This is a genomic window from Vulgatibacter incomptus (assembly GCF_001263175.1).
Classification (GTDB): domain Bacteria; phylum Myxococcota; class Myxococcia; order Myxococcales; family Vulgatibacteraceae; genus Vulgatibacter; species Vulgatibacter incomptus.
On the sequence record NZ_CP012332.1, the window covers coordinates 2801365 to 2821764 of the forward strand.

A 20400-nucleotide genomic window follows, 5' to 3' on the forward strand; every position below is an offset into this window, starting at 1 on the left:
GTCTCTGCTGGGATCGCACGAGCGATTCGAGAATGCCATCCCGACCGGAGGAGCAGCCGACGCGAGCAGGCCGCTTCAGGTCGGTTCGACGCGATCCTCGTCGACGGGGTTTCCGGCGCGCGGAATGTCGACGCAGAACGTCGCGCCGTGGCCGAGCTCGCTCTCGACCCGGATCCGCCCACCAAACCGGTCGACGATCTGCCGGACGATCCAGAGGCCCAGGCCGAGGCCGCCTGCACGCATCGTCTTGATCCTCTCGAACGGCTCGAACACGCGGTCCTGATCCTCCGGCGCGATGCCGATTCCGTGGTCCACGACGACCAGGTGCGCCATGGCGGCGTCGCCGCTCCCCGCGACCTTCACCGGCTTGCCGGCGCCGTATTTGAGCGCGTTCGAGAGGAGGTTGGTGATCACCTGGTCGAGGCGGATTCGGTCCCACCTGCCCACGATCCCGGCGGGCGCTTCGAGCGCGATGGCGCATCCGGCGAGCTTGGCCTGCTCGCCCATGCGCTCGACCACTTCGGCCGCGACCTCGCCCAGGTCGACGTCCTCGAGCTGCAGGTCGAGGCGCCCGGCCCGGGCCCGAGAGACGTCGACGAGCTCGGTGACCAGGCCGTTGAGCTTCTCGAGCTGGCGTCGTGCGACGGCGAGCTTGGGTTCGAATCGTTCGCCGCCCGGGAGCTTCCGAATCGCCAGGTCGATCTGGTCGAGCTGGAGCCCCAGCGTCGTGATCGGCGTCCGGAGCTCGTGGGACGCGATGGAGATGAAGGCCTCGCGGGCCTTCACGGAGCGCTCCGCCCGCTTCTTTCCCGCCTTCTCGGCCTCGTAGAGGCGCGCGTTGTCGGTGGCCACCGCGGCGATCTGCGCGAGCTGGACGAGGATCTGCTCGTCCTCCTCGTCGAACTCCCCCTCGAACTTGTCGGAGAGCTGGATGATCCCGATGTTCTCGCCACGCCGATCGACGATCGGCACGGCGAGCCATCCCCTCATGGGAGGATGGCGCGCCGCAGCCCAGCTGAACCCGCGGAATGCCGGATGGCTCTCGAGCTCCTCCTGCGTGAGCCGATAGGGGCGGTTCTTCTCGACGACGAGGCGATAGATTCCGGTCCCGTCGGGCTTCTCGTCGTAGGTGCGCCAGGCCGCGTACTTGTCGGAGAGCGAGATGGCGTTGACGGCCTGGGAGAGGTCTTCACCAGCGGTGAAGCTGGTGATGGACTGGTGGCAGCCCACGACCAGCCGCGCTTGCTCGGCGACGACCTGGAGGACCTCGGCGAGCGTCAGGGAGGAGTTCATCGCGACGGTGGCTCGGCTGAGCCCTCGGAGCTTGGCCAGGAAATCCGCCCTGGATGCCCCCTCCTTCGACCGACCTCCGCCCATGGATCCGCCTCGTGGCTCCAATTTAGGGATCCACGGCGGCCCGGATCGAGGTGGTCAGCGCCCGGCGACGAGCTCGCCGATGAGCACGTGGTAGCTCACCCGTCCGTCGAAGCTGCGCAGCAGGCGCCGGAGCGCTCCAGAGGGCATCGGGCGGTAGCCCTCCTCCGCGACGCGGGCGCCGATCGCCTCGAGGTGCCGCACGAACGCGAGACCGCCGTCGAAGCGGGCCTCTAGCTGCTCCTCGGCGACCACCGTGGCCATCCGCGCCAGCTCGTGCCTCGAAGGGAATCGGCCGATGCCCGAAGGGATCCCCTCGGACCGGAGGAACCGACGCCATTCATGGAAGGTCTCGGCCCCCGGGATGGAGAAGACCATCCGTCCGCCGGGCCGCAAGCAGGCCGAGAGGCGGGCCAGGCCGGCGCCGAGGTCGTCGAACCACTGGAAGGCGAAGCTGGACACGACGAGGTCGAAGCCGCCCTCCTCGAGGTCCGGCCACTCGCCGTCCATCACGCGGAAGATCCGGCCCTCGGCTTCGCCGACCTGCTCCCTGCAACGCTCGAGCATCGCCGGAGACAGATCGGTCACCCAGAAGCGGCGATCGGGCAGCGCCGACACGAGCCGCTTCGTGAGGAGCCCCGTCCCGCACCCGATCTCGAGGATCCGGGCGCCAGCGGCAGGGGGCGCCTCGAGCACCAGCGCGGCGACCCGGCTCGCGACCTCCTGCTGGGCGCCCGCGCCTTCGTCGTAGCTCGCGGCTGCCGCCGAGAACGCACGGCGCACGCGGTCCTTACGCGGAGTCGAATCGGGCGCCGTCACCACGACCGCTCTCACGAGAGCCCCCGCAGAAACGCGTCCAGCTCCGACGCACACCATTCCGGATGGCTCCAAGGCAGGAGGTGGCCCGCCTCCTCCCGCACACGCAGGCAGCCGGCGGGAAAGCTCGCGCGGCTCATCGCCTCGGGCACGATCGGATCTGCATCACCCGCGAGCGCGAGGAGCGCGCCGTGGTGCGCGCCGAGCGCCTCTCGCAGGTCCCACTCCGCCAGCCAGTCGAGGCCCTCGGCGAGCCGGTCGGGCGCGAGATCGTGAACTTCGGGATCGTCGACGCCGCAGCGCCGGAGGAAGTCGCCAGCCACCTCCGCGGGGCGCTCGCGGAGACGCGATCGCATCCGGTCGAGGAGGCGCGGGTGGACGCCTTCGGGAAAACCCTCGCCGCGCGTGAACCGCGGGAATCCGTTGATCGCGACCAGCCCGTCCCATGGGCGTTCCCGGAGCAGCCAAGCGAATCCCAGCGAGTGGCCGACGCCGACGAGCGGGCGATCGGCCGGGAGCTCGGGCAACGAGGGCGGGCCGCGAAAGCCGAGGTCCACCGCGACCGTCTCGACGCCGCGGAGGGCGGCGCTCATCGGAGCCCAGAAGGAGGGGGCGAATCCCCACCCGTGCGCCAGGACGACGAGGGGCCGGTTCATGCCAGATCCTGCAGCGCCGCGATCGTCGCGTCCGCGAGGCGCTCCACGTCCTCGCTCCGGTGGGCAGCGCTCAGCGAGAAGCGCAGGCGGCTCGTGCCCTCCGGGACGGTCGGCGGCCGGATCGCGGCGGCCATGAAGCCCTCCTCTTCCAGCCTTCGCGCGATGGCGACCGCGAGGCGATCGGCGCCGACGATCGCCGGCACGATCTGGGTGGTGGACGGGCCCACGTCGATGCCGGCGGCGCGCAGCCGATCCCTGAAGGACGCGGCGTTCCGTTGCAGGCGGAGGCGGTCGGCGCCCATCGTCGGGACGAGATCGAGGGCGGCGTCCATCGCGCCTAGGACCGCCGGCGGCAAACCCGTCGAGTAGACGAGGCCCGAGCAGCGATTCACCAGGTAGTCCCGCAGCGGCTTCGAGCACGCCACGTAGCCGCCGAATCCACCGAGCGCCTTGCTGAAGGTGCCCATCACGAGGCCGATCCGGTCGCCGAGGCCCGCGGCGAGTCCGAAGCCGTCCTTGCCCAGCACGCCCGTCGCGTGGGCCTCGTCCAGGTAGAGGAACGCGCCGAATCGCTCCGCGAGCGCCACCAGGGCGGGGACGTCGGCCTGGTCGCCGTCCATGCTGAAGACGGACTCGGAGACGACGAACTTGGGGGCGGAGTCCGCCTGGTGCCGGATCAGCAGGGCCTCGAGGTGATCGAGGTCGAGGTGGCGGAACCGGAGCTGGCGGACGCCCGCCGCCCGGCATCCCTGGTGGATGCTCGCGTGGTTCAGCTTGTCGCTGAAGACCAGCGGCTCCTTGCCGAGGATCCGAGCGTCGAAGAGCGCCGGGAGCACGCCGGCGTTGGTCTGCCAGCCCGAGGCAAGGACCATCGCCGCCTCGGTGCCCTTGGCGGCCGCCACCTTCTCCTCGACCTGCGCGAAGGGTTCGAGGTTGCCGCTGATGAGCCGCGACGACGAGGCCCCGGCGCCCCACCGCTGGGCGAAATCCGCGGCCCGGCGCGCGAGCTCCGGATGGCGCGATAGGCCCAGGTAGTCGTTGGACGAGAAGTCCAAGAGGGTCCGGCCGCCGTGGGAGACGCGGCCGCCCTCAAGGCGCTCCACCGCGCGGAGCGCCCGGAGCCTCCCTGCGCTCTCGAGGTTCGCGAGCGCGTCGATCCAAATCCGGTCCAAGGCCATGCCGGGCCGTTTCTATTCGCACCGGGCGCGAGTCGCAAACGGTTCCGGTCGCTTGCCCCGGGCGGCGCCACGTGGAAGTGTGCGCGCCATGAAGAGAGACTTCCGGATCCTCGGGCTGCAGCAGATCGCGGTTGGCGGCAAGGACAAGGCCGCGCTCCGCCGCCTCTGGGTGGACCTGCTGGGCCTCCAGCCCTCGGGGACCTTCCGCAGCGAGCGCGAGAACGTCGACGAGGACATCACCACCCTCGGCGTCGGGCCCTTCCGGGTGGAGGTCGACCTCATGCAGCCGATCGACCCCGAGAAGAAGCCCAAGGTCGACGACCCCCCGCTGAACCACCTGGGCCTCTGGGTGGACGATCTGCGCGCGGCCGTCGCGTCCCTCGAGGCACAGGGGATGCGCTTCACGCCCGGCGGGATCCGCAAGGGCGCCGCGGGCCACGACGTCTGCTTCATCCATCCGAAGGCGAGCGCCGAGCTCCCCCTGTCGGGCGAGGGCGTGCTCATCGAGCTGGTACAGGCACCTCCCGACGTGATCGCGGCCTTCGACGCCGCGGGCGCTTGATAGGGGAGTCGGCTCGTTGATCCGGGCAGCGATCTTCGACATGGACGGCCTCCTCATCGACTCCGAGCCGTTCTGGCAGGAGGCCGAGCTGGAGGTCTTCGGCGACCTCGGCGTGCCGATCACGCGGGAGGCCTGCGTGGAGACCCGGGGTCTCCGGCTGGACGAGGTGGTCGCGCTCTGGAGCCGGCGCTATCCCTGGCAGGGCCCGAGCCTCGCCGAGGTGCACGGGCGAATCCTCGAGGCGATGGCGTCGCTCATCCGCGCGAGGGGCGGGCCGATGCCGGGCGCACTGGAGGCGATCGAGCTCATGAGGCGGCGCTTCGGCCCGGTGGCGATCGCGACGTCGTCGCCGCCGATGCTGATCGAGGCCGTGCTCGAGAAGCTGGGCCTCGGTGGCGCCTTCGACGTGGTCCACTCGGCGCAGGGCGAACCCTACGGAAAGCCACATCCGGCGGTCTTTCTCTCGGCGGCGAGGCTGCTGGACCTGCCGCCGACCGACTGTGTCGCCCTGGAGGACTCGCTGGCCGGCGTGATCGCCGCGAAGTCGGCGAGGATGGCCTGCATCGCGGTGCCCGAGGAGGCGCAGCGCACCGACCCGCGCTTCTCGATCGCGGATCGCGTCCTGCCCTCGCTCGTCGAGCTGCCGCGGGTCGAGTGGGACGCGATCGCCGTCGCGCGGCGGTGACGTTCGATCGCGGATTGGATCGGAAACGAAGACGCGGCTCGCCGACGTGCAGGTCACGCCGAGGAGCCGCGCAGTAGCCGGCGGCGGCAGGTCGAGCCTGCCGCCATCAGCGGTCAGTTGGCGCCGAGGGGCTCCTGACCGTAGCCGATGGTCGCAGCGAAGAGGCTCAGATCGTCCTCCCCGATCCCCGCCTGGCCATTGTCGTTGCTGCCCCAGCAATAGGTGAGGCCGTCCACGTTGATGCCGCACGCGTGGGAGCCGCCGTGCACGATCTGCTGCCAGCGGAAGGCGCCCGTGAACGCTTCGGGAGCGTTCTTGTCGCGCGAATCCCCCACCCCGAGCTGCCCGAGGTTGTTCTCGCCCCAGGCGAAGCCCTCCCCGTCCTGCGCGATGGCCGAGCTGAAGCCCGATCCGGCGGCGAGGGCGACGAAGCTCCTCGAGCCGGAGACCTTGGCCGGAGCCGAACCGCCGGCGGTCCCACGCCCGAGCTGACCGTGGTTGTTGGAGCCCCAGCACCAGACCGCTCCATTGATCTCCATCCCGCACGCGTGCGCGGAGCCCAGGGCGATGTACGTGAAGAAGCGACCGCCCGAGACCTGCTCGGGATTCGCCGCGTCCGAGCCCGCCGAGCTCTTGCCGAGCTGGCCCATCGAGTCGCTGCCCCAGCACCAGGCCTTGCCGGCGTCGTCGACGCCGCAGGTGGTATCACCGCCCGCCGCGATCGCGTCGAAGATCATGCCGCCCTTCACCTCTGCCGGCTGGGCGGTCTCCTGCTGGCTCCCGTTTCCGGTCTGCCCGTGGGAGTCGCTGCCCCAGCACCAGGCCTTCCCCTCGTCGGTCAGGCCGCAGGTGTGGCCCTGGCCCATGGTGAGGCTGTGGAGCGGAGGCGTCTGGACCGCCGCGACGGCGGCGCCTCCGCCCCAGCAGAAGACCTTGCCTTCCGCCGAGACCCCGCAGGTCCGGTCTCCGCCGGCGGCGAGCTCCGAGAACGCCTGCTCGGCGCCGAAGCGGACCGGCAGGTTCGAGCGGGCGCCCTCACTGCCGAGCGCGCCGGCCGCGTTGGAGCCCCAGCACCAGGCGGCGCCACCCAGGGTGAGCGCGCAGGTGTGGCGGTCGCCCGCGACGAGCTGCGCGAACCGGTGGACCGTGCGCGCCGACGAGGTCGTGGTGAGGTCCCCGAAGGTGGCGGTGACCGTGACCGGCGTCGCGTTCAGCTTTCGACCGGTGGCCAGGCCGGTCGGGTCGATGTCGATGGTGGACGGATCGCTCGAGGTCCACTCGAGGTTCCGGCGCTTGAGGAGCCGGCCGTTCGCCGACTTGAGCTCCGCGACGATCTGCAGCGTTCCGTCGACCGGGACCCGGAGCGTCTTCGGCACGATGCCGATGGAGACCGGCTCCACCTCGTTGACCACGATCTCGATCGAGCCTTCGGCGCCGCCGGCCGAAGCGGTGATCGTCGCCTTGCCGAAGGTCTCGCCCTTGACCAGCCCTTCCTTGGTCACCGAGACGATCTCGGAGTCGCTCGAGGCCCAGACGAGCGTCACGTCCTCGACCACCGTGCCGTCCTTCGCAAACGCCGTCGCGATCAGGGGCCGGGTATCCTGCTCGTCGAGCACGAGCTCGGAAGGATCGATCTCGATGCGCGAGATGGCGGACTCCTTCTTGTCGCTCGAGCAGCCGAAGGCGACGAGCAACGGAAGAAGGACGATGATTCGCTTCATGAAACCCCTCGAAGTCTGGAGTAGGGCTCCGAGGATACACCATGAGAGGCGTCGCGCGATCACATGAGATCGGGCGCCGCCTCCTCCCCCTCGGCCTCCTCCTCGGCCTTCACCGCGGGGAGCGCCTCGGCGAGGACCTCGTCGACGGTGTCGACCAGCACGATGTGCATGTCGTCACGGACTTCCTTCGGGAGCTCCTCCAGGGCTCCCTCGCTGCGCCGGGGGAGGATCACCACGGGAATGCCCGCGCGATGGGCGGCCAGGACCTTGTCGCGGATCCCTCCCACGGGGAGCACCTTCCCGCGGAGCGTGATCTCTCCGGTCATGGCCACGTCGGGCCGCAGGGCGACCCCGCTGACCAGCGACACGAGGGCCGCGAGGATCGCGACGCCGGCCGAAGGCCCGTCCTTGGCGATGGCGCCGGACGGCACGTGGACGTGGACGATCCTCCGCAGGAAGATGTCGGGCTCGATCCCGAGGCGGGTGGCGTTCGAGCGGAGCCAGGAGAGCGCCGCCTGTGCCGACTCCTTCAGGACACTCCCGAGCTTGCCCGTGAGGATCAGCTTCTCCTTCCGGCCGGGCATCATCGTGGCCTCGACGAAGAGGGTCTGGCCGCCGGCGGGGGTCCACGAGAGGCCGGTGGCGACGCCGGGCCGGTCCACCCGCTCGGCGAGCTCGTCGAAGAAGCGCCTGGGTCCGAGGAAGTCGTGCAGCTCGTCGGGAAGGACGGCGATGGGAGTGGGCTTGCCCTCGCCGATCCGCCGCGCCGACTTGCGGAGGATCGTGGCGAGCTCCCTCTCGAGGTTGCGGACGCCCGCCTCGCGCGTGTACTCGCGAATCACCTTTCGGAGGACGTCGTCGTCCAGCTCGACCTCCTCGGCGTCCAGGCCGTTGCTCCGCAGCTCCAGGGGCAGGAGGTGGCGGACGGCGATCTGCACCTTCTCCTCTTCGGTGTAGCCCGCGAGCCGGAGCACCTCCATTCGATCGAGGAGCGCCGGAGGGATGGGCTCGGTGGTGTTCGCGGTGCAGATGAAGAGCACCCGCGAGAGGTTCACGGGAACGCCGAGGTAGGTGTCCACGAATTCGGAGTTCTGATCGGGATCGAGGACCTCCAGCAAGGCGGCGGACGGATCCCCCTGGAAGCTGGCGCTGAGCTTGTCGACCTCGTCGAGCATGAAGACGGGATCGGAGACACCGACGCGGCGAAGGGACTGGACGATCCGGCCCGGGAGCGCGCCGATGTAGGTCCTTCGGTGGCCGCGGATCTCGGCCTCGTCGTGGATCCCGCCTAGCGAGGCGTGGACGAACTTCCGGCCCAGGGCGCGGGCGATCGATTGACCCAGGGAGGTCTTGCCGGTCCCTGGCGGGCCGACGAAGCAGAGGATCGGCTCGCGGCGGAGGGGACGCTGGAGCGCGGTGGGAACGAAGCCTTCTTTCTTCTCCGGACCCTTGGCCGGCTTCTTGCCGGGCTTCTCGTCAGACGGGGCCTCCTCCCCGGCTTCCTTCGCGGCCTTCTTTTCGGCCTTCTCTTCGGCCTCCTTTGCCGCCGCCTTTGCTTCTTCCTTCGCCGATCCCTTCGCGGATTCCTTCGCGGCCTCCATCGCCGCCTTAGCGGCCCGCTCCACCGCCGCCTCTGCGCCCTCCGTGGGGGCTCCCGTCGCGATCACCGTCCCGGTCGTCCCATTCGGCTTTCCGACCGGCTTGCCTGCGGGCTTCTCGGCAGGCTTCCCGGTGGGCTTCCCGGACGGTTCGCCGCCTTTCTCGCGAGCGGTCGACGGCTCCGCTCCGACCCTGCGTTCGTCCCGGAGCTTCTTCACCGCGAGGTAGTCGACGAGGCGCTCCTTGATCTTGTCGAGGTCGTAGTGGTCCCGATCGAGGATCATCCGGGCCTCGTCGAGGTCGATCGGACCGCCCGTGGTCTTCTTCCACGGCATCGCCGCGATCCACTCGAGCCAGGTCCGGATCATCCCGTGCTCGGGCGAGACCTCGGGGATCCCCTCCAGGCGCGAGAGCTCCCGATCCGCCTCGCGCTTCGCCTCCTCGTTCAGCCCCGCCTCCTCGATCTTCTTGCGGAGCTGCTGGCCCTCCCCGCCCGACTCCCCGAGCTCCTCCTGGATCGCGCGGATCCGCTCGCGGAGGACGTATTCACGCTGTGTGTCCGATATCCTCACTTTCGTCTCGTCGACGATCTTCTGCTCCAGCTCCCGGACCGCGAGATCCTTCTGGATCAGCTCGACGAGATGCTGGAGACGCACCGCGACCGAGTCGAGCTCGAGGAGGTCCTGTCGCACCGGCGTCGGCAGGGGGACCGTCGTCGCCAGGAGGTAGGTCACCTGCAGCGGATCGTCGAAGGCCCGCATCGCGAGGGCGAGCTCGTCCGGGAGCTCGGGCGTGTGCTGGGCGAGCTGGGAGAAGAGATCCTGCGCGGTGCGGGTCAGGGCCTCGAGCTCCGTCTTCCCCGCCCCTCCTTCCTCGGGCGCATCCGAGACCTTCGCGACCATGTAGGGCTCGGTGGAGACATAGTCGTCGATCCGGATCCGGCCGAGGCCCTGGACCACGAGCTGGATCGTGCCCGCGTCGGTGCGATGGAACTGGCGGACCACGGCGGAGGTCCCGACGCGGTAGAGGTCGTCCGGCTCCGCGGGCGAGGCGTCCTCGTTTTGCTGGGCCACGATCGCGATCAGCCGGTCGGTGTGCATCACCTCTTCGGCGAGCTGGATGCTTCGCTCCTGTCCGACCGAGATCGGCACAACGGCCAGGGGGAAGACCACCGCCCCGCGGATCGGCAGGACGGGCAACTCGCGTGGAGTCTGGGGTGGCTCCTGTTCGCTCATGATCGAACGATGGGACCCCAAATGCGGGGTGGCCACCTTCGCCGGGTTGGGGCATGCGACCGCACGCCAATCGGGGGCGCGGGACGGAAGTCTGCCGACTCCCCCATGGGCGGGATGGCAATCGTTCGCGGGATATGCGACCGATCGAGAAGGCGGCTGCTTTGTCTTCGGGGGGAGACGCAGTTGGGCGACCACGGAGTGACGATCGAGGGACCGCCAGATGAGGCGGCGCGTCCACCGCATCCTCGCGAGACCGCGGGCGCGGCGTGGACCTCGAACCTCGAGGCCGGATCGCTGGAGGAGGCCCAGATTGCGGGCATCGCCGTCCTCGATCGGGACGGAAAGGTCGTCGAGGCGAACCCGATCCTGCAGAAGCTGCTCGGCTGCCCATCGGACGAGATCGTGGGCCGGCACCTCCTGGACTTCACGATCTCCCCGAGCGCGAGGAAGGATCGCGAGCTCTTCGCCCGGGTGCTTCGGGAGCACCGGACGGGCCTGCTCGTCGAGAGGCGCCTCCAGTCCCGGAACGGCCGCGAGACCTGGGGACGGGTGAGCGTCTTTCCCCTTCAGGAGGCGGAGGGTCGACACGCGGCCCTGGCGGCGATCGAGGACGTGTCGATCAAGCACGGGCTCGAGACGAGGATCGAGGTCCTCGAGAAGGCCCTCGTCGAGCGCCGCCGGGAAACGGAGGATCGATTCGCCGACGAGGAGGCGGCCCGTCGCGAGGCCGAAGAGGCGCGCAAGCAGATCGAGGGGGTATTGGAGAGCATCACCGACTCCTTCATCGCTCTCGATCCGGAGTGGCGATTCGTCTATTTGAACCACCACGCGGAGGAATATCTGAACACCTCGCGGGACGCGGCGATCGGTCGAAACATCTGGGAGCTCTTTCCCCGGTCGGTGGGGACGATCATCCATCGCTCCTTCTTCCAGGCGCGCGATCGGGGCGCCACGGTGGAGTTCGAGCTCTTCGAGTCGAAGTCGGACCGCTGGTTCGACGTCCGGGTATTTCCCTCCGAGGCGGGGCTGTCAGTCTATTTCCGCGACGTCACCGAGAAGCGGCTCGCGAGCCAGCGGGAGACAAGCCTCGCCGCCGTGGCCGACCTCACGCCTGACTTCATCGGGGTCGCCGACGCGGACGGGAAGCTCCTGTTCCTGAACCAGGCGGGCCGGGAGCTGATGGGGCTCGGCCCCGCGGAGGATCTCAACGAGCACGACGTCTTCGAGCTGCATCCGGAAGGCGCGTCACGCACCCTGCTCGACGAGGCGCTCCCCCAATTGATCCGCGACGGCCGATGGGTGGGCGAGACCGTCGCGCTCGCACACGACGGCCGCGAGATCCCCGTCTCCGCCGTGTTGATGGCCCAGCGCGGGGAGGACGGAGAAATCGAGACGTTCTCCACGATCTGGAGAGACATCTCGACGCGCAAGGCCCAGGAGGAGCGGAAGCGCTTCGTCTCGGAGGCGAGCCACCGGCTCATGGCGAGCCTCGAGCTCGACGAGGTCCTCCGCCAGCTCCCGCGGATCGCGATCCCGATGCTCGGCGACTTCTGCAACCTGGTGATGCTCGACGGAGACTTCTCGCACCAGGTGGCCGAGGCCCATGTCGACGTCGAGAAGGAGGAGCGCCTGAGGGAGCTCCGGCGGTTCCGCTTCTCGGCTCCCGGCTCGGTCGGGGTCGGGCGGGCCCTGGCCATGGGCGAGGCCGAGCTGGTCCCGGAGGCGAGCCTGCTCTGGGAGCGGGCTGCGGCGGTCGACGAGGAGCACTTCCGCCTGCTGCGCAGCCTCGAGCTCCGTTCGCTGATGTTCGTCCCCCTGAAGGCGCGGCAGGGCGTCTTCGGCGCGCTGTCGTTCGGAATCACCGGCGATTCGCCTCGGCGCTTCGGCCCCGACGATCTCGCGGCGGCCCGAGAGCTGGCCACCATCGCCGCCTTCGCGATCGACAACGCCCGCCTCTACGGCGAGGCCCGGCGATCGGCGCACGTGCGGGACGAGGTCCTCGGGATCGTCTCCCACGACCTCCGGGGTCCGCTCTCGATCATCTCCATCGCCACCGAGCGACTCCTGCGCGCGGCAGACGACGAGAAGAGGGACCACGACCGCAAGAACCTCGAGGTGATCCTCCGCGCGGCCCATCGGGCGAACCGACTGGTGGACGATCTCCTCGACGTGACCCGGATGCAGATCCGGAAGATGGTCATCTCGCCCGTCCCTACTCCGGCCTCGTCCCTCGTGGAGGACGCGCTGAAGCTCTATCGGGGCGTAGCGAAGAAGAAGGGGCTACGGCTCGAAGGCAGCGCCGCCGACGGGCTCCCCGAGGTCCTCGCCGATCGGGAGCGGATCCCGCAGGTCTTCGCCAACCTCATTGGCAACGCGATCAAGTTCACGCCGTCGGGCGGCAAGGTCTCGATTCAGGCCGGCTCCGCCGAGAAGGGCGTCCGCTTCGTCGTGAACGACACGGGCTCCGGCATCCCGAAGTCCGAGATCCCCCACATCTTCGACGCGTTCTGGCAGGCGCGGCGGGGAAGCAAGGAGAGCGCGGGCCTCGGCCTCGCGATCGTGAAGGGGATCGTCCAGGCCCACGGCGGCGAGGTCGGCGTCCAGAGCGAGCCAGGGCGCGGCTCGACCTTCGAGTTCACGCTGCCGACCTCGGCGGCGCCTTGAGAGCTCGTGAAGAATTGCGCGTCACTCGAGCTTGATGATGCGCTCCTCCGGCCAGGCCGCCTCCAGCTCCCTCATGGCCGTGCCGATCACGGCCTGGATGCGGAAGCGATGCGGGGCGCTGGCGGGCACGAGGATCCGGGGACCCTTCCCTGCGAGCTTTCCGTCGACGTAGACGGGCGTCCCGGCCGGGATCTCGATCAACAGGCAATTGCAGAAGGGAGCGAGGCCCGCGAGCTTCTGGAGCGCCAGCTCCACGCGGATCGCGAAGTTGACGTTGTTGGACTTCTCGATCCCCGCCGTCACGATCCCGACCACGCGCCCAGCCCGATCCACGACCGGGCCACCGGAGTTGCCCGGGTTGAGCGGGATCTGCGTCTGGAAGACCGGCCGCTCCGCGCCGAGGGGATAGATGTTGGACACCATCCCGGTGGTGAAGGTCCAGGCGCCACCCAGCCCGTGGCCCACAGAGGCCACCCAGCTCCCGACCTGAAGCGATCCGCCTCCTAGGGGGAGGGGGCGGGTTCCCCGGATTCCTACCTGGACGAGCGCGAGATCGACATCGTCCGCGGCGCGCTCGACGACCTCGCCCTGGAGCCTGGCGCCGTCATTGAGCAGCACGGTGACGGTCTTCGACTTCCCCACGACGTGGGCGTTCGTGAGGATCAGTCCGGAGTCCGAGACGAAGAAGCCCGAGCCGAGCGCGTCACCGCGGCTGATGAAGACCACCGAGGGCGCGACGAGCTGGAAGAGCTCCTGCTGCTGACGTTCCAGCTCGGCGAGAGCGTCCCCACGCGACGAGGTGGGGACGCCGGAAGCGGTGAGCACCGAGGCGAGCGCAGCAAGCGCCCCGAGGGTACGGGGCGATCGCCAGATCGTGGGCGCGCTCGATGCGCCGCGGGACATCTAGAAGTTGCCCTGGAGCGAGAGGCCGCCGCCGTCACGGGTGGCGAAGAGGCTCGCGTGCACCGGATTGCCCTTGGGCTGCTCGCGGCTGGCCAGGCCCAGCCTCTCCTTCAGCCTCGTGTTGTGCTGGTCGGCGAGCTCACGGGCTACGGTCGCGTCGACGGGGTGGGGGCTGATGAGGTTGCCCACCAGTACCAGCACCAGACCGGTCCCCCCGACGATTGCGCCGGTCGTGAGCGCCCGGCTCTGCTTCTTGTCGCAGGCATCCGAGAGCGGGTCGTCACACGAGAGGCCAGAGACCATGATGATGGGGCCGACGAGGACGCCCGCGGCTCCGGCACCGATGAAGCTCCACCGCAGGATCTGGCGGGTACGGTAGCTGCTCGCGAGGTCCGGACGCTCGACCACCTCGTAGAAGGCGGCGCCGTCCAGCGGCTTCTTGTACTTGCCCTGGTAGGGGATGGTGGACGAGCCGACGACGCCGCCGGTCTGGACGTTGATCGCGACCAGGTCCTGGAACCAGATGAAGCTCTTCTCGTACTCCTCCTGGGCTGCGGCGTTCGACTTGGACCCCTGGTCGGCCATGGTGGAGACCGCCGCGGCGACGCCGCGGTTCACGCCGCTGCTCGGCCCCTCCTCCTGGGCCGCGAGGACCGTCCCGGCCTTGGCGGAGAAGCCCGAGAGCGCGTCGCCGCCCTTGGAGTAGACGGTGACCACGGCGGAGGGCTCCCTGGCACCGGGAAACACCCGCACGATGGCGATGCGGGTCACGGGCAGGTTCTTGCACTTCGCGACGATCGCGGCGTCGTCCAGATTCGAGAGATCACCGAGAGACTTCGCGTCCATCACGAGGGGAAAGGACGGCGAAGCGCGGAGGGACGCCTCGAGGGCGCCGGCCGCCGACGAGAGCTCATCCGAGGGTGCGCCGGCCGCAGCCACCAGCACGGGATGCTCTCCGCCCTCGAAATAGCTCGCGACGGCCGGGGAGGGGAAGGTGCCACTCCAGTCGGCCGCCATCGAGACAGCGGGCGCGAGACAAAATGAGACGACGGCTGCCAGCGACGCAACGCGAGACATGAACCCCTCCGATACTTTCACTCTAAGTTACTAGAGCATCGTACCAGAGAGGATCACCTGCGCAACTGTGAAGTAGATGACGAGGCCCGAGACGTCGACCAGGGTGGCGACGAACGGCGCGGACGCGCTGGCGGGGTCGAAGCCGATGCGTTTGAGGAGGAACGGGAGCATCGATCCCGCGAGCGTTCCCCATGTCACGACGCCTATGAGGCTCAAGGCCACCGTTCCGGCCACCAGCAGATAGTGCTCGCCGTAGGAGTGGAACGCGTGCTCCCAGATCACGATCCGGGCGAAGCCGATGGACGCCAGGATCACGCCGAGAGAGAGACCGGAGGCGAGCTCACGTCGGATCACCCGCCACCAGTCGCGGATCCGCAGCTCCCCGAGGGCCATCGCACGGATGACCAGGGTGGTGGCCTGCGAGCCCGAGTTTCCACCGCTGGAGATGATCAGGGGGACGAAGAGGGCGAGCACCACCGCCTTGGCGATCTCGTCCTCGAAGTGGCCCATCGCGGTGGCGGTGAGCATCTCGCCGAGGAAGAGGGCGGCGAGCCACCCTGCCCGCTTGCGCACCATCTCGCCGAAGGGCGTGCGCAGGTAGGGCATGTCCAGGGCTTCCATGCCGCCCAGCTTCTGGATGTCCTCGGTGGCCTCCTCCTCGACCACGTCGACGATGTCGTCGGCCGTGACGATGCCCTTCATCCGCCCTTCGGCGTCGAGCACCGGCAGCGCCATGAGATCGCGCTGGGCGAAGATCCGGGCGACGGCCTCCTGGTCCATGTCCTCGGGGAGCGAGATGAACTCGGTCTTCATCACCTCCGAGACATGCTTCTCGGGAGACGCGACGAAGAGCTCGCGGAACGAGACCACGCCCAGGAGGCGCTGCATCCCGTCGAGGACGTAGGCGTAGTAGACCGTCTCGATCTGCTGGTTCCGGGCCTGGCGGCGCAGGTAGGCGATGGCCTCGTCCACCGTGGCGTCCGGACGCACGCGGGCGAAGCGGGGGCTCATCAGGCCGCCCGCCGCGTCGTCGGCATAGGCCAGCAGGCCGCTCACCTCGTTGCGGGCGAGGTCGTCCAGGAGGCAGAGGAGCTCTCCGCGCTCCTCCGGCTCGAGCTGCTGGATCGCGTCCGCGGCGTCGTCCGGTGCCAGGTACCGAAGCCAGAGCCTCCGCGCGTTCGGAGGCACCGCCATGAGCAGCGCCGCGTGATCGTGCGAATCCAGCTCGAGGAAGAACTCCTCGGCGTCGTCTCGGGGGAGGAGGAGGAAGCCTTCGGCGCGATCCTCTGCGCTGAGGATCGGCCAGACCGCGCGCAGGTCGTCAGCGCGGATCGATTCCGAATCGGGAAGGGTCGAGGGGACGGGCCGCACTTGAGCCACCCCCGTCCATTACGCAACACGTCGGCATGACGCGGAAGCTAACGCCGCTGCCCTTCCACCGCAAGGCGAACGGCGTGGGGAGATGACGATCTCGGTCGAGCGGGTTCGACCCGGGTCGACCGACGCTCACGAAGCCGCGAGAGCCGGACGTCCATCGGCCGGTCCGGCTCCCGACCAAGATGGCGCGAGGGCGAGGTGCCGAGCCGACGGATCGACGGAGAGGAGCCGCTCGGCGGTGTGCGGGTGGCAGGTGAAGAAGAGGACCTGGTGTGCGCCCGCGAAGTCCGCGAGGACCGCCGCCGTCGCCGCGGCCCGCTCGGGGTCGAAGTTCGCCACCACGTCGTCCATGAGAAGAGGGAGCCTCGTCCCCTGCTCCGCGAAGGCGGCCACCAGCCCGAGGCGGACGCAGACGTAGAGCTGTTCCCGGGTGCCCCGGCTCAGCGCGGACGCGGGAACCCGGCGGCCCCGGCCGTCCAGGACCTCCACTCCATCGCCTTCCACGGTCTGGAGGACGCCGACGTAGCGCCCGCCCGTGATCCGGGCGAAGGCCTCGCCGGCGTGGCGGAGCACCGCCGGCTGCCGCTCCCGTCGGAGCTCCTCGAGGGAATCGAGGAGGAGCTGCCGCAGGAGGACCGCCTTCCTCCACCTCCGCGCGGCTTCGGAGAGCTCCGTCTGGACCTGCTCCCTCTCGGCCGAGAGGCGGGGCACGTCCCCGGATCGCTCCAGCTCCTCCCGCTCCCGGCGAAGGAGGGCGAGCTCCCTCGCGAGCGCCTCCACCTCGGCCTCGCCCTCCTCCACCGCCGCGACGGCGAGGACCCGCTCGTCCTCCCATCTCGCCTTCTCGCCCGTCTCCAGGGCGGCACGGGCTGCAGCCGCGTCCTCTCCAGACCCGAGCGTCTCGTCGATGGCCCGCCCCGCGCTCCGACGCTCCTGCAGCGCCGCCTCCCGGCGGCGAGCCTCGTCCACCCGCCGGGCTAGGCCAGCCCGATCCTCCACACCGGCCTCCGACAAGAGCTCCCTTCGCTCGGCCTCCAGCCGCTCAATCTCTCTGCGGGCAACCTCGGCCTCCTCGCGGAGCCGCTCCTGCCTGGATTCGAGGAGGCGTCGCTCCTCGCCTCGCTTCTGCTCGGCCTCGAGGGACGCCGAGAGTCTGGCGAGGCCTTCCTCCGAGGCGCCGCGCGCGCCGCTCGTAGCGCTCTCGGCCGCCGTCCCGGCCTCTCCCAGGACAGCCGCGACCGCCTCCTCCCACGCCCATACGGCGTCGGCGATCCGCCGGTGCTCGGCCTGCTCCCTCGCCCTGGCGTCGACGGCCTGGACCGCCTCGTCCAGCCGGAGGAGGTGCTCACGGGCGGTTTCGGGCCCGAACGGGCCTCCAGCTCCCGCCAGATCGCCCACGTGCTCGATCCACTCGCCGTGGAGCGCTCCCGCGGCCTCGTCGGCGGCCGCCAGGGCCTCCTCGGCCCTCCTGCATTCGCGGGCGGCGAGCTCTTCCGCGACCTTCGAGCGACGGAGGTCGTCCTGGCGGTCGTCCCATCGGGTCCGCGAGAGCCTGTAGCGCCCGAGCGCCTCCGCCGCCGCCTCGATCGCTGCAGCGGAGGCTTCGCCGCCGAGCCCGGCCGCTCGGGCGTGTGCGTCGATGGCGGCCTCGATCGCGGCAAGGCGCCGTTCCGCCTCGGCACGGGACTGCCCGCGGGATGCCCCGGCCTTCGCACCCTTGGCCTTCTGGATGCCGAATGCGAGGAAGGCCAACGCTGCCGCCCCGGCGACGGCTCCGACCGCCCACTCCCCGCGGACTAGGGCGGCGAGCGCCACGGCGAGGAAGGCAGCCGCTCCCACCCACGGGAGCGCCCCCGCAGGTGGGAGCGCCCCACCTGCGGTTGGCGCCGCGCCGAGCTCGTCGAGCCTTCGCGCGGCGCCTTCGAGCTCGAGTCGCGCGGCACGCAGCTCGGCGAGGGCGCCACCCTGGCGATCGAGGGCAGCGAGGGTGGGCGGCTCCTCGATGGCGTTCAGCGCGTCGCGCCGCTGGGCGAGCTCCGCCGATGCCCGCTCGAGCTCGCTCCGCGCCCTCGCCTCGAGCGCGGACGCCTCCGCTCGGCGCCGTTCCAGCTCGCGGAGCCGGGCGCCGAAGCGCTCGATGATCTCCCTGCGCGGCAGCGAGCGATCGATCGCGCGCGCCCGGTCCTCGCTCCATCCCGGCCCCAGGCTGGCGAAGAGGGCAGCGGCGGTCTCCTCGTGCCGATGGATCGTCGCAGCGAGGGCCGGCAGCCGCTCTCGACGGTCGGCCTGGAGGCGCGCCTCCCGCAGAAGCCCCTTCACCCTCCCTTCCAACCCCACGAGGCGAGGATCGGGCCGTAGCGCTTCAATCGTGTGGCCGAGCCGCTCCGCTTCCCGCTCGGCCGCAGCGCCCGTCATCTCGAGGTCCCGAAGGCGCCCGTCCAACGCGTCGAGCCTGGCGAGGACTTCGCCTGTCCGAGCATCCCCATTCCGCTCTGGGGGAAGCTCCGCGAGGACCCCCTCGGCCTCCCGGCGTCGGAGCTCCTGGGGCCACAGAGCAACAAGCGCGTCCCGCCGCGCGACGTCCGCCCTCGCCGTGCGGAGCAAGGCTTTCAGTGCCTCCAGGCGAGCCGCCCCATCCGCCTCGGCGTCGAGCCGCTCCCGATACTGCCGCGACCGGCTCCGGGCCGCCTTGAGCTCCAGGTCCAGCTCGTCGAGGCGCCCTGCGAGCTCCCGCACCCTCCCCTTTCGTGCGGAGAGCTCGGCGTCCCGGGCGAGCTCGAGCTCGCCGACCAGCGCCGTCGCCGAGCGTCCCGCGCCAGACAGCGAAGTATCGAAGAGCCTGAGCTCCATCTCCGAGCCGGTGAGGCCCGAGAGGTCCGCCAGCTCGTCGAGTCCGAAGGCGAAGACGCTCCTGTAGAGCGGAGCGTCGACGTTCCGGAGGAGGGCGCGCAGGAGCGCCTCCCCGCCCTCCCTGCCGTCGGGCCCCTCCACCCGCAGCGTCCGGCGCCCGCCCACGGCCCGGTGGATCGCGAAACGCCCCTCGTCCGCCTCCACCACCAAGGTGCCGCCGTGGACGCCGCCAGCGAGCGGCGGATGCTTCGACTCGGCGGATCGGCCGGTCGGAAAGCCGTGGAGCATCCCGCGCACGAAGGCGTGGAGCGTGGTCTTTCCCGCCTCGTTGGGCCCCGTCACCAGGTTCAACCCCGGCGAGAGCTCGAGGGAAAGATCGTGGTGCAGTCCGAAGCCGTCGATGCGGAGCTCGCGAAGGATCACGCCTCCACCTCCAGCCGGTCGAGGGCGTCCCTCTCGACGCTCTCGAGCAGCGCGGCGATCTCGTCGTCCGCGATGGGCGGCACGTGGTTTCGCAGGGCGCCGCCGCGCAAAGGCAGCTCGAGGGACTCGATCATCGCCCGACCGACGGCCCCGGAACCAGCTTCAAGATCCGCCGCGATGGCGTCGAGGCGCCGCAGGATCCCGCCGACGAGATCCGCGCGCTGCACGAGCACTTCTCTCTCGACCTCCGGCGAGGTGCGTCTCTCGAGGCGCTCCCAGCGAATCCAGGGGCGCCGCCCTTGGGTCGCGTCTTCGAGCGCCGAGCGAAGCGCCTCCTCCCGGCCCACGAGGCTCCGATGGAGCGGGCCGCGGCCGACGACTTTCGCGGCCAACATCAGCCCCTCGCAACCGGGTGTCTCGGACAGCCCCTGGGCCTCGTCGAGCAAAAGCCTCTCCAGGGCCGGCAGATCCTCGAGACCGTCGATGTCCGCCGTCACGGTGGAGAACCTCACCGGCGCCAGCGGGCACGGCTCGACCTCCGCGACCGCGTCGTCCACGACGTGGATTAGCAGCGCACCCTTGGCGCCCTGCTCCGCTGGCTTGAAGCTGCGGCCCTGCAAGTTGCCAGAGTAGGCGGCCCAGGTCCTGCCGCGGAGGAGGACCCGTCCGGCGTGGACGTGCCCCAGCGCCCAGTAGTCGAGGCCCGCCGCCGTCAGATCCGCCGTCGAACAAGGGGCGTAGGGATCGTGCCCCGGCTGCCCGTCCACGTTGCAGTGGAGCACGCCGACGTGGAGGCCCGCCTCCGGGCCCCGCCTGAACCGCGCTGCCAGGTTCTCCCGCTCCGACCGGGTGCCGAAGCTGATCCCGTGGACGGTCGCGATCCGGTTCCCTTCGTGGACGATCGGCACCGACTCGACCGCCTTCGAGCCGAATACGTGGACGAGCGACGGCCAGGAGGCGATCGCGCCCCACCCCTCGTCCACCGGATCGTGATTCCCGTGCGCGATCAGCGCGGCGATCCCCGCACGGGAGAGCCGCTCGAGCCCGCGGCGAAAGGCGAGCTGCGCACGGACGCCCCGCTCCGCGCCGTCGTAGAGATCCCCCGCCAGGACGACGAAGGCGACCCGGCGCTCCAGGGCGAGGTCGATCAGCCGCTCGAAAGCCCGGAGCGAGGCCTCGCGCAAGGCCTCCGCTAGCTCCGGGCGCTGGGCCCCGAGCCCTTCGAAGGGCGTGTCCAGGTGGAGATCCGCCGCATGGAGGAAGGTGAACGTCGACATGCC

14 protein-coding genes are annotated in these 20400 nt (G+C 70.3%); 3 read left to right on the top strand and 11 right to left on the bottom strand.

Features of this window, described 5'->3' with window-relative positions:
- Positions 1-75 precede the first annotated feature (75 nt).
- The 4 genes from AKJ08_RS11740 to bioF all read right to left on the bottom strand — a co-directional run bounded on the left by AKJ08_RS11740 (position 76) and on the right by bioF (position 4024).
- Positions 76-1293, bottom strand: a complete 1218-nt coding sequence (locus tag AKJ08_RS11740; protein WP_169788814.1) for a GAF domain-containing sensor histidine kinase — start codon at positions 1291-1293, stop codon at positions 76-78.
- Positions 1294-1431: 138 nt separating this feature from the next.
- A complete protein-coding gene (locus AKJ08_RS11745) occupies positions 1432-2208 on the bottom strand; it encodes a methyltransferase (protein ID WP_050726238.1) in 777 nt (258 codons plus the stop codon).
- A complete protein-coding gene (locus tag AKJ08_RS11750; protein WP_050726239.1) occupies positions 2205-2846 on the bottom strand; it encodes an alpha/beta fold hydrolase in 642 nt (213 codons plus the stop codon). The genes AKJ08_RS11745 and AKJ08_RS11750 overlap by 4 nt, the downstream gene beginning before the upstream one ends.
- Positions 2843-4024, bottom strand: a complete 1182-nt coding sequence (bioF, locus tag AKJ08_RS11755; RefSeq protein ID WP_050726240.1) for an 8-amino-7-oxononanoate synthase — start codon at positions 4022-4024, stop codon at positions 2843-2845. Before bioF ends, AKJ08_RS11750 begins: the two co-directional genes overlap by 4 nt.
- Before the next feature lie 88 nt (positions 4025-4112).
- Between bioF and AKJ08_RS11760 the strand changes: the two genes are divergently transcribed.
- Positions 4113-4586 carry a VOC family protein gene (locus AKJ08_RS11760; RefSeq protein ID WP_205624718.1) on the top strand — a complete coding sequence of 158 codons (474 nt, stop codon included), beginning with the start codon at positions 4113-4115 and terminating at the stop codon, positions 4584-4586.
- Between the two features lie 16 nt (positions 4587-4602).
- Positions 4603-5271: a hexitol phosphatase HxpB gene (hxpB, locus tag AKJ08_RS11765; RefSeq protein WP_050726242.1), complete on the top strand. Its 669-nt coding sequence runs from the start codon at positions 4603-4605 to the stop codon at positions 5269-5271.
- 113 nt (positions 5272-5384) lie between these two features.
- Here the strand turns inward: hxpB and AKJ08_RS11770 are convergent, their stop codons facing one another.
- On the bottom strand, positions 5385-6992 hold the full coding sequence (locus tag AKJ08_RS11770; protein ID WP_050726243.1) for an RCC1 domain-containing protein: 1608 nt from the start codon (positions 6990-6992) through the stop codon (positions 5385-5387).
- 59 nt (positions 6993-7051) lie between these two features.
- Positions 7052-9826, bottom strand: coding sequence for an endopeptidase La (lon, locus tag AKJ08_RS11775; protein ID WP_050726244.1), 2775 nt, complete (start codon positions 9824-9826; stop codon positions 7052-7054).
- A 183-nt stretch (positions 9827-10009) separates the two neighbouring features.
- Between lon and AKJ08_RS19340 the strand changes: the two genes are divergently transcribed.
- Positions 10010-12490, top strand: coding sequence for a PAS domain-containing sensor histidine kinase (locus AKJ08_RS19340; RefSeq protein WP_050726245.1), 2481 nt, complete (start codon positions 10010-10012; stop codon positions 12488-12490).
- Between the two features lie 21 nt (positions 12491-12511).
- On the opposite strand, the gene AKJ08_RS11785 is transcribed toward AKJ08_RS19340, so the two are convergent.
- The 5 genes from AKJ08_RS11785 to AKJ08_RS11805 form a co-directional block, all read right to left on the bottom strand.
- Entirely contained in the window at positions 12512-13393 is an 882-nt protein-coding gene (locus AKJ08_RS11785; protein ID WP_050726246.1) for a S1C family serine protease, read from the bottom strand.
- Complete coding sequence (locus AKJ08_RS11790) at positions 13394-14470, bottom strand: hypothetical protein (RefSeq protein WP_157370634.1); 1077 nt, start codon at positions 14468-14470, stop codon at positions 13394-13396.
- A gap of 30 nt (positions 14471-14500) precedes the next feature.
- Positions 14501-15841 (bottom strand): magnesium transporter, encoded by a 1341-nt coding sequence (gene mgtE, locus AKJ08_RS11795; protein WP_050726248.1) that lies wholly within the window; start codon positions 15839-15841, stop codon positions 14501-14503.
- A gap of 135 nt (positions 15842-15976) precedes the next feature.
- Positions 15977-19120, bottom strand: a complete 3144-nt coding sequence (locus tag AKJ08_RS11800; protein ID WP_050726249.1) for an AAA family ATPase — start codon at positions 19118-19120, stop codon at positions 15977-15979.
- Complete coding sequence (locus AKJ08_RS11805) at positions 19117-20397, bottom strand: metallophosphoesterase family protein (protein WP_050726250.1); 1281 nt, start codon at positions 20395-20397, stop codon at positions 19117-19119. Before AKJ08_RS11805 ends, AKJ08_RS11800 begins: the two co-directional genes overlap by 4 nt.
- Positions 20398-20400 lie beyond the last annotated feature (3 nt).

What these genes read in the sequence shown, in the direction of transcription:
- AKJ08_RS11785 (WP_050726246.1), bottom strand. Translation starts at nt 13,393, where the DNA reads ATGTCCCGCGGCGCATCGAGCGCGCCCACGATCTGGCGATCGCCCCGT.
- AKJ08_RS11790 (WP_157370634.1), bottom strand. Translation starts at nt 14,470, where the DNA reads ATGTCTCGCGTTGCGTCGCTGGCAGCCGTCGTCTCATTTTGTCTCGCG.
- AKJ08_RS11750 (WP_050726239.1), bottom strand. Translation starts at nt 2,846, where the DNA reads ATGAACCGGCCCCTCGTCGTCCTGGCGCACGGGTGGGGATTCGCCCCC.
- AKJ08_RS11805 (WP_050726250.1), bottom strand. Translation starts at nt 20,397, where the DNA reads ATGTCGACGTTCACCTTCCTCCATGCGGCGGATCTCCACCTGGACACG.
- bioF (WP_050726240.1), bottom strand. Translation starts at nt 4,024, where the DNA reads ATGGCCTTGGACCGGATTTGGATCGACGCGCTCGCGAACCTCGAGAGC.
- AKJ08_RS11740 (WP_169788814.1), bottom strand. Translation starts at nt 1,293, where the DNA reads ATGAACTCCTCCCTGACGCTCGCCGAGGTCCTCCAGGTCGTCGCCGAG.
- AKJ08_RS11760 (WP_205624718.1), top strand. Translation starts at nt 4,113, where the DNA reads ATGAAGAGAGACTTCCGGATCCTCGGGCTGCAGCAGATCGCGGTTGGC.
- lon (WP_050726244.1), bottom strand. Translation starts at nt 9,826, where the DNA reads ATGAGCGAACAGGAGCCACCCCAGACTCCACGCGAGTTGCCCGTCCTG.
- AKJ08_RS11770 (WP_050726243.1), bottom strand. Translation starts at nt 6,992, where the DNA reads ATGAAGCGAATCATCGTCCTTCTTCCGTTGCTCGTCGCCTTCGGCTGC.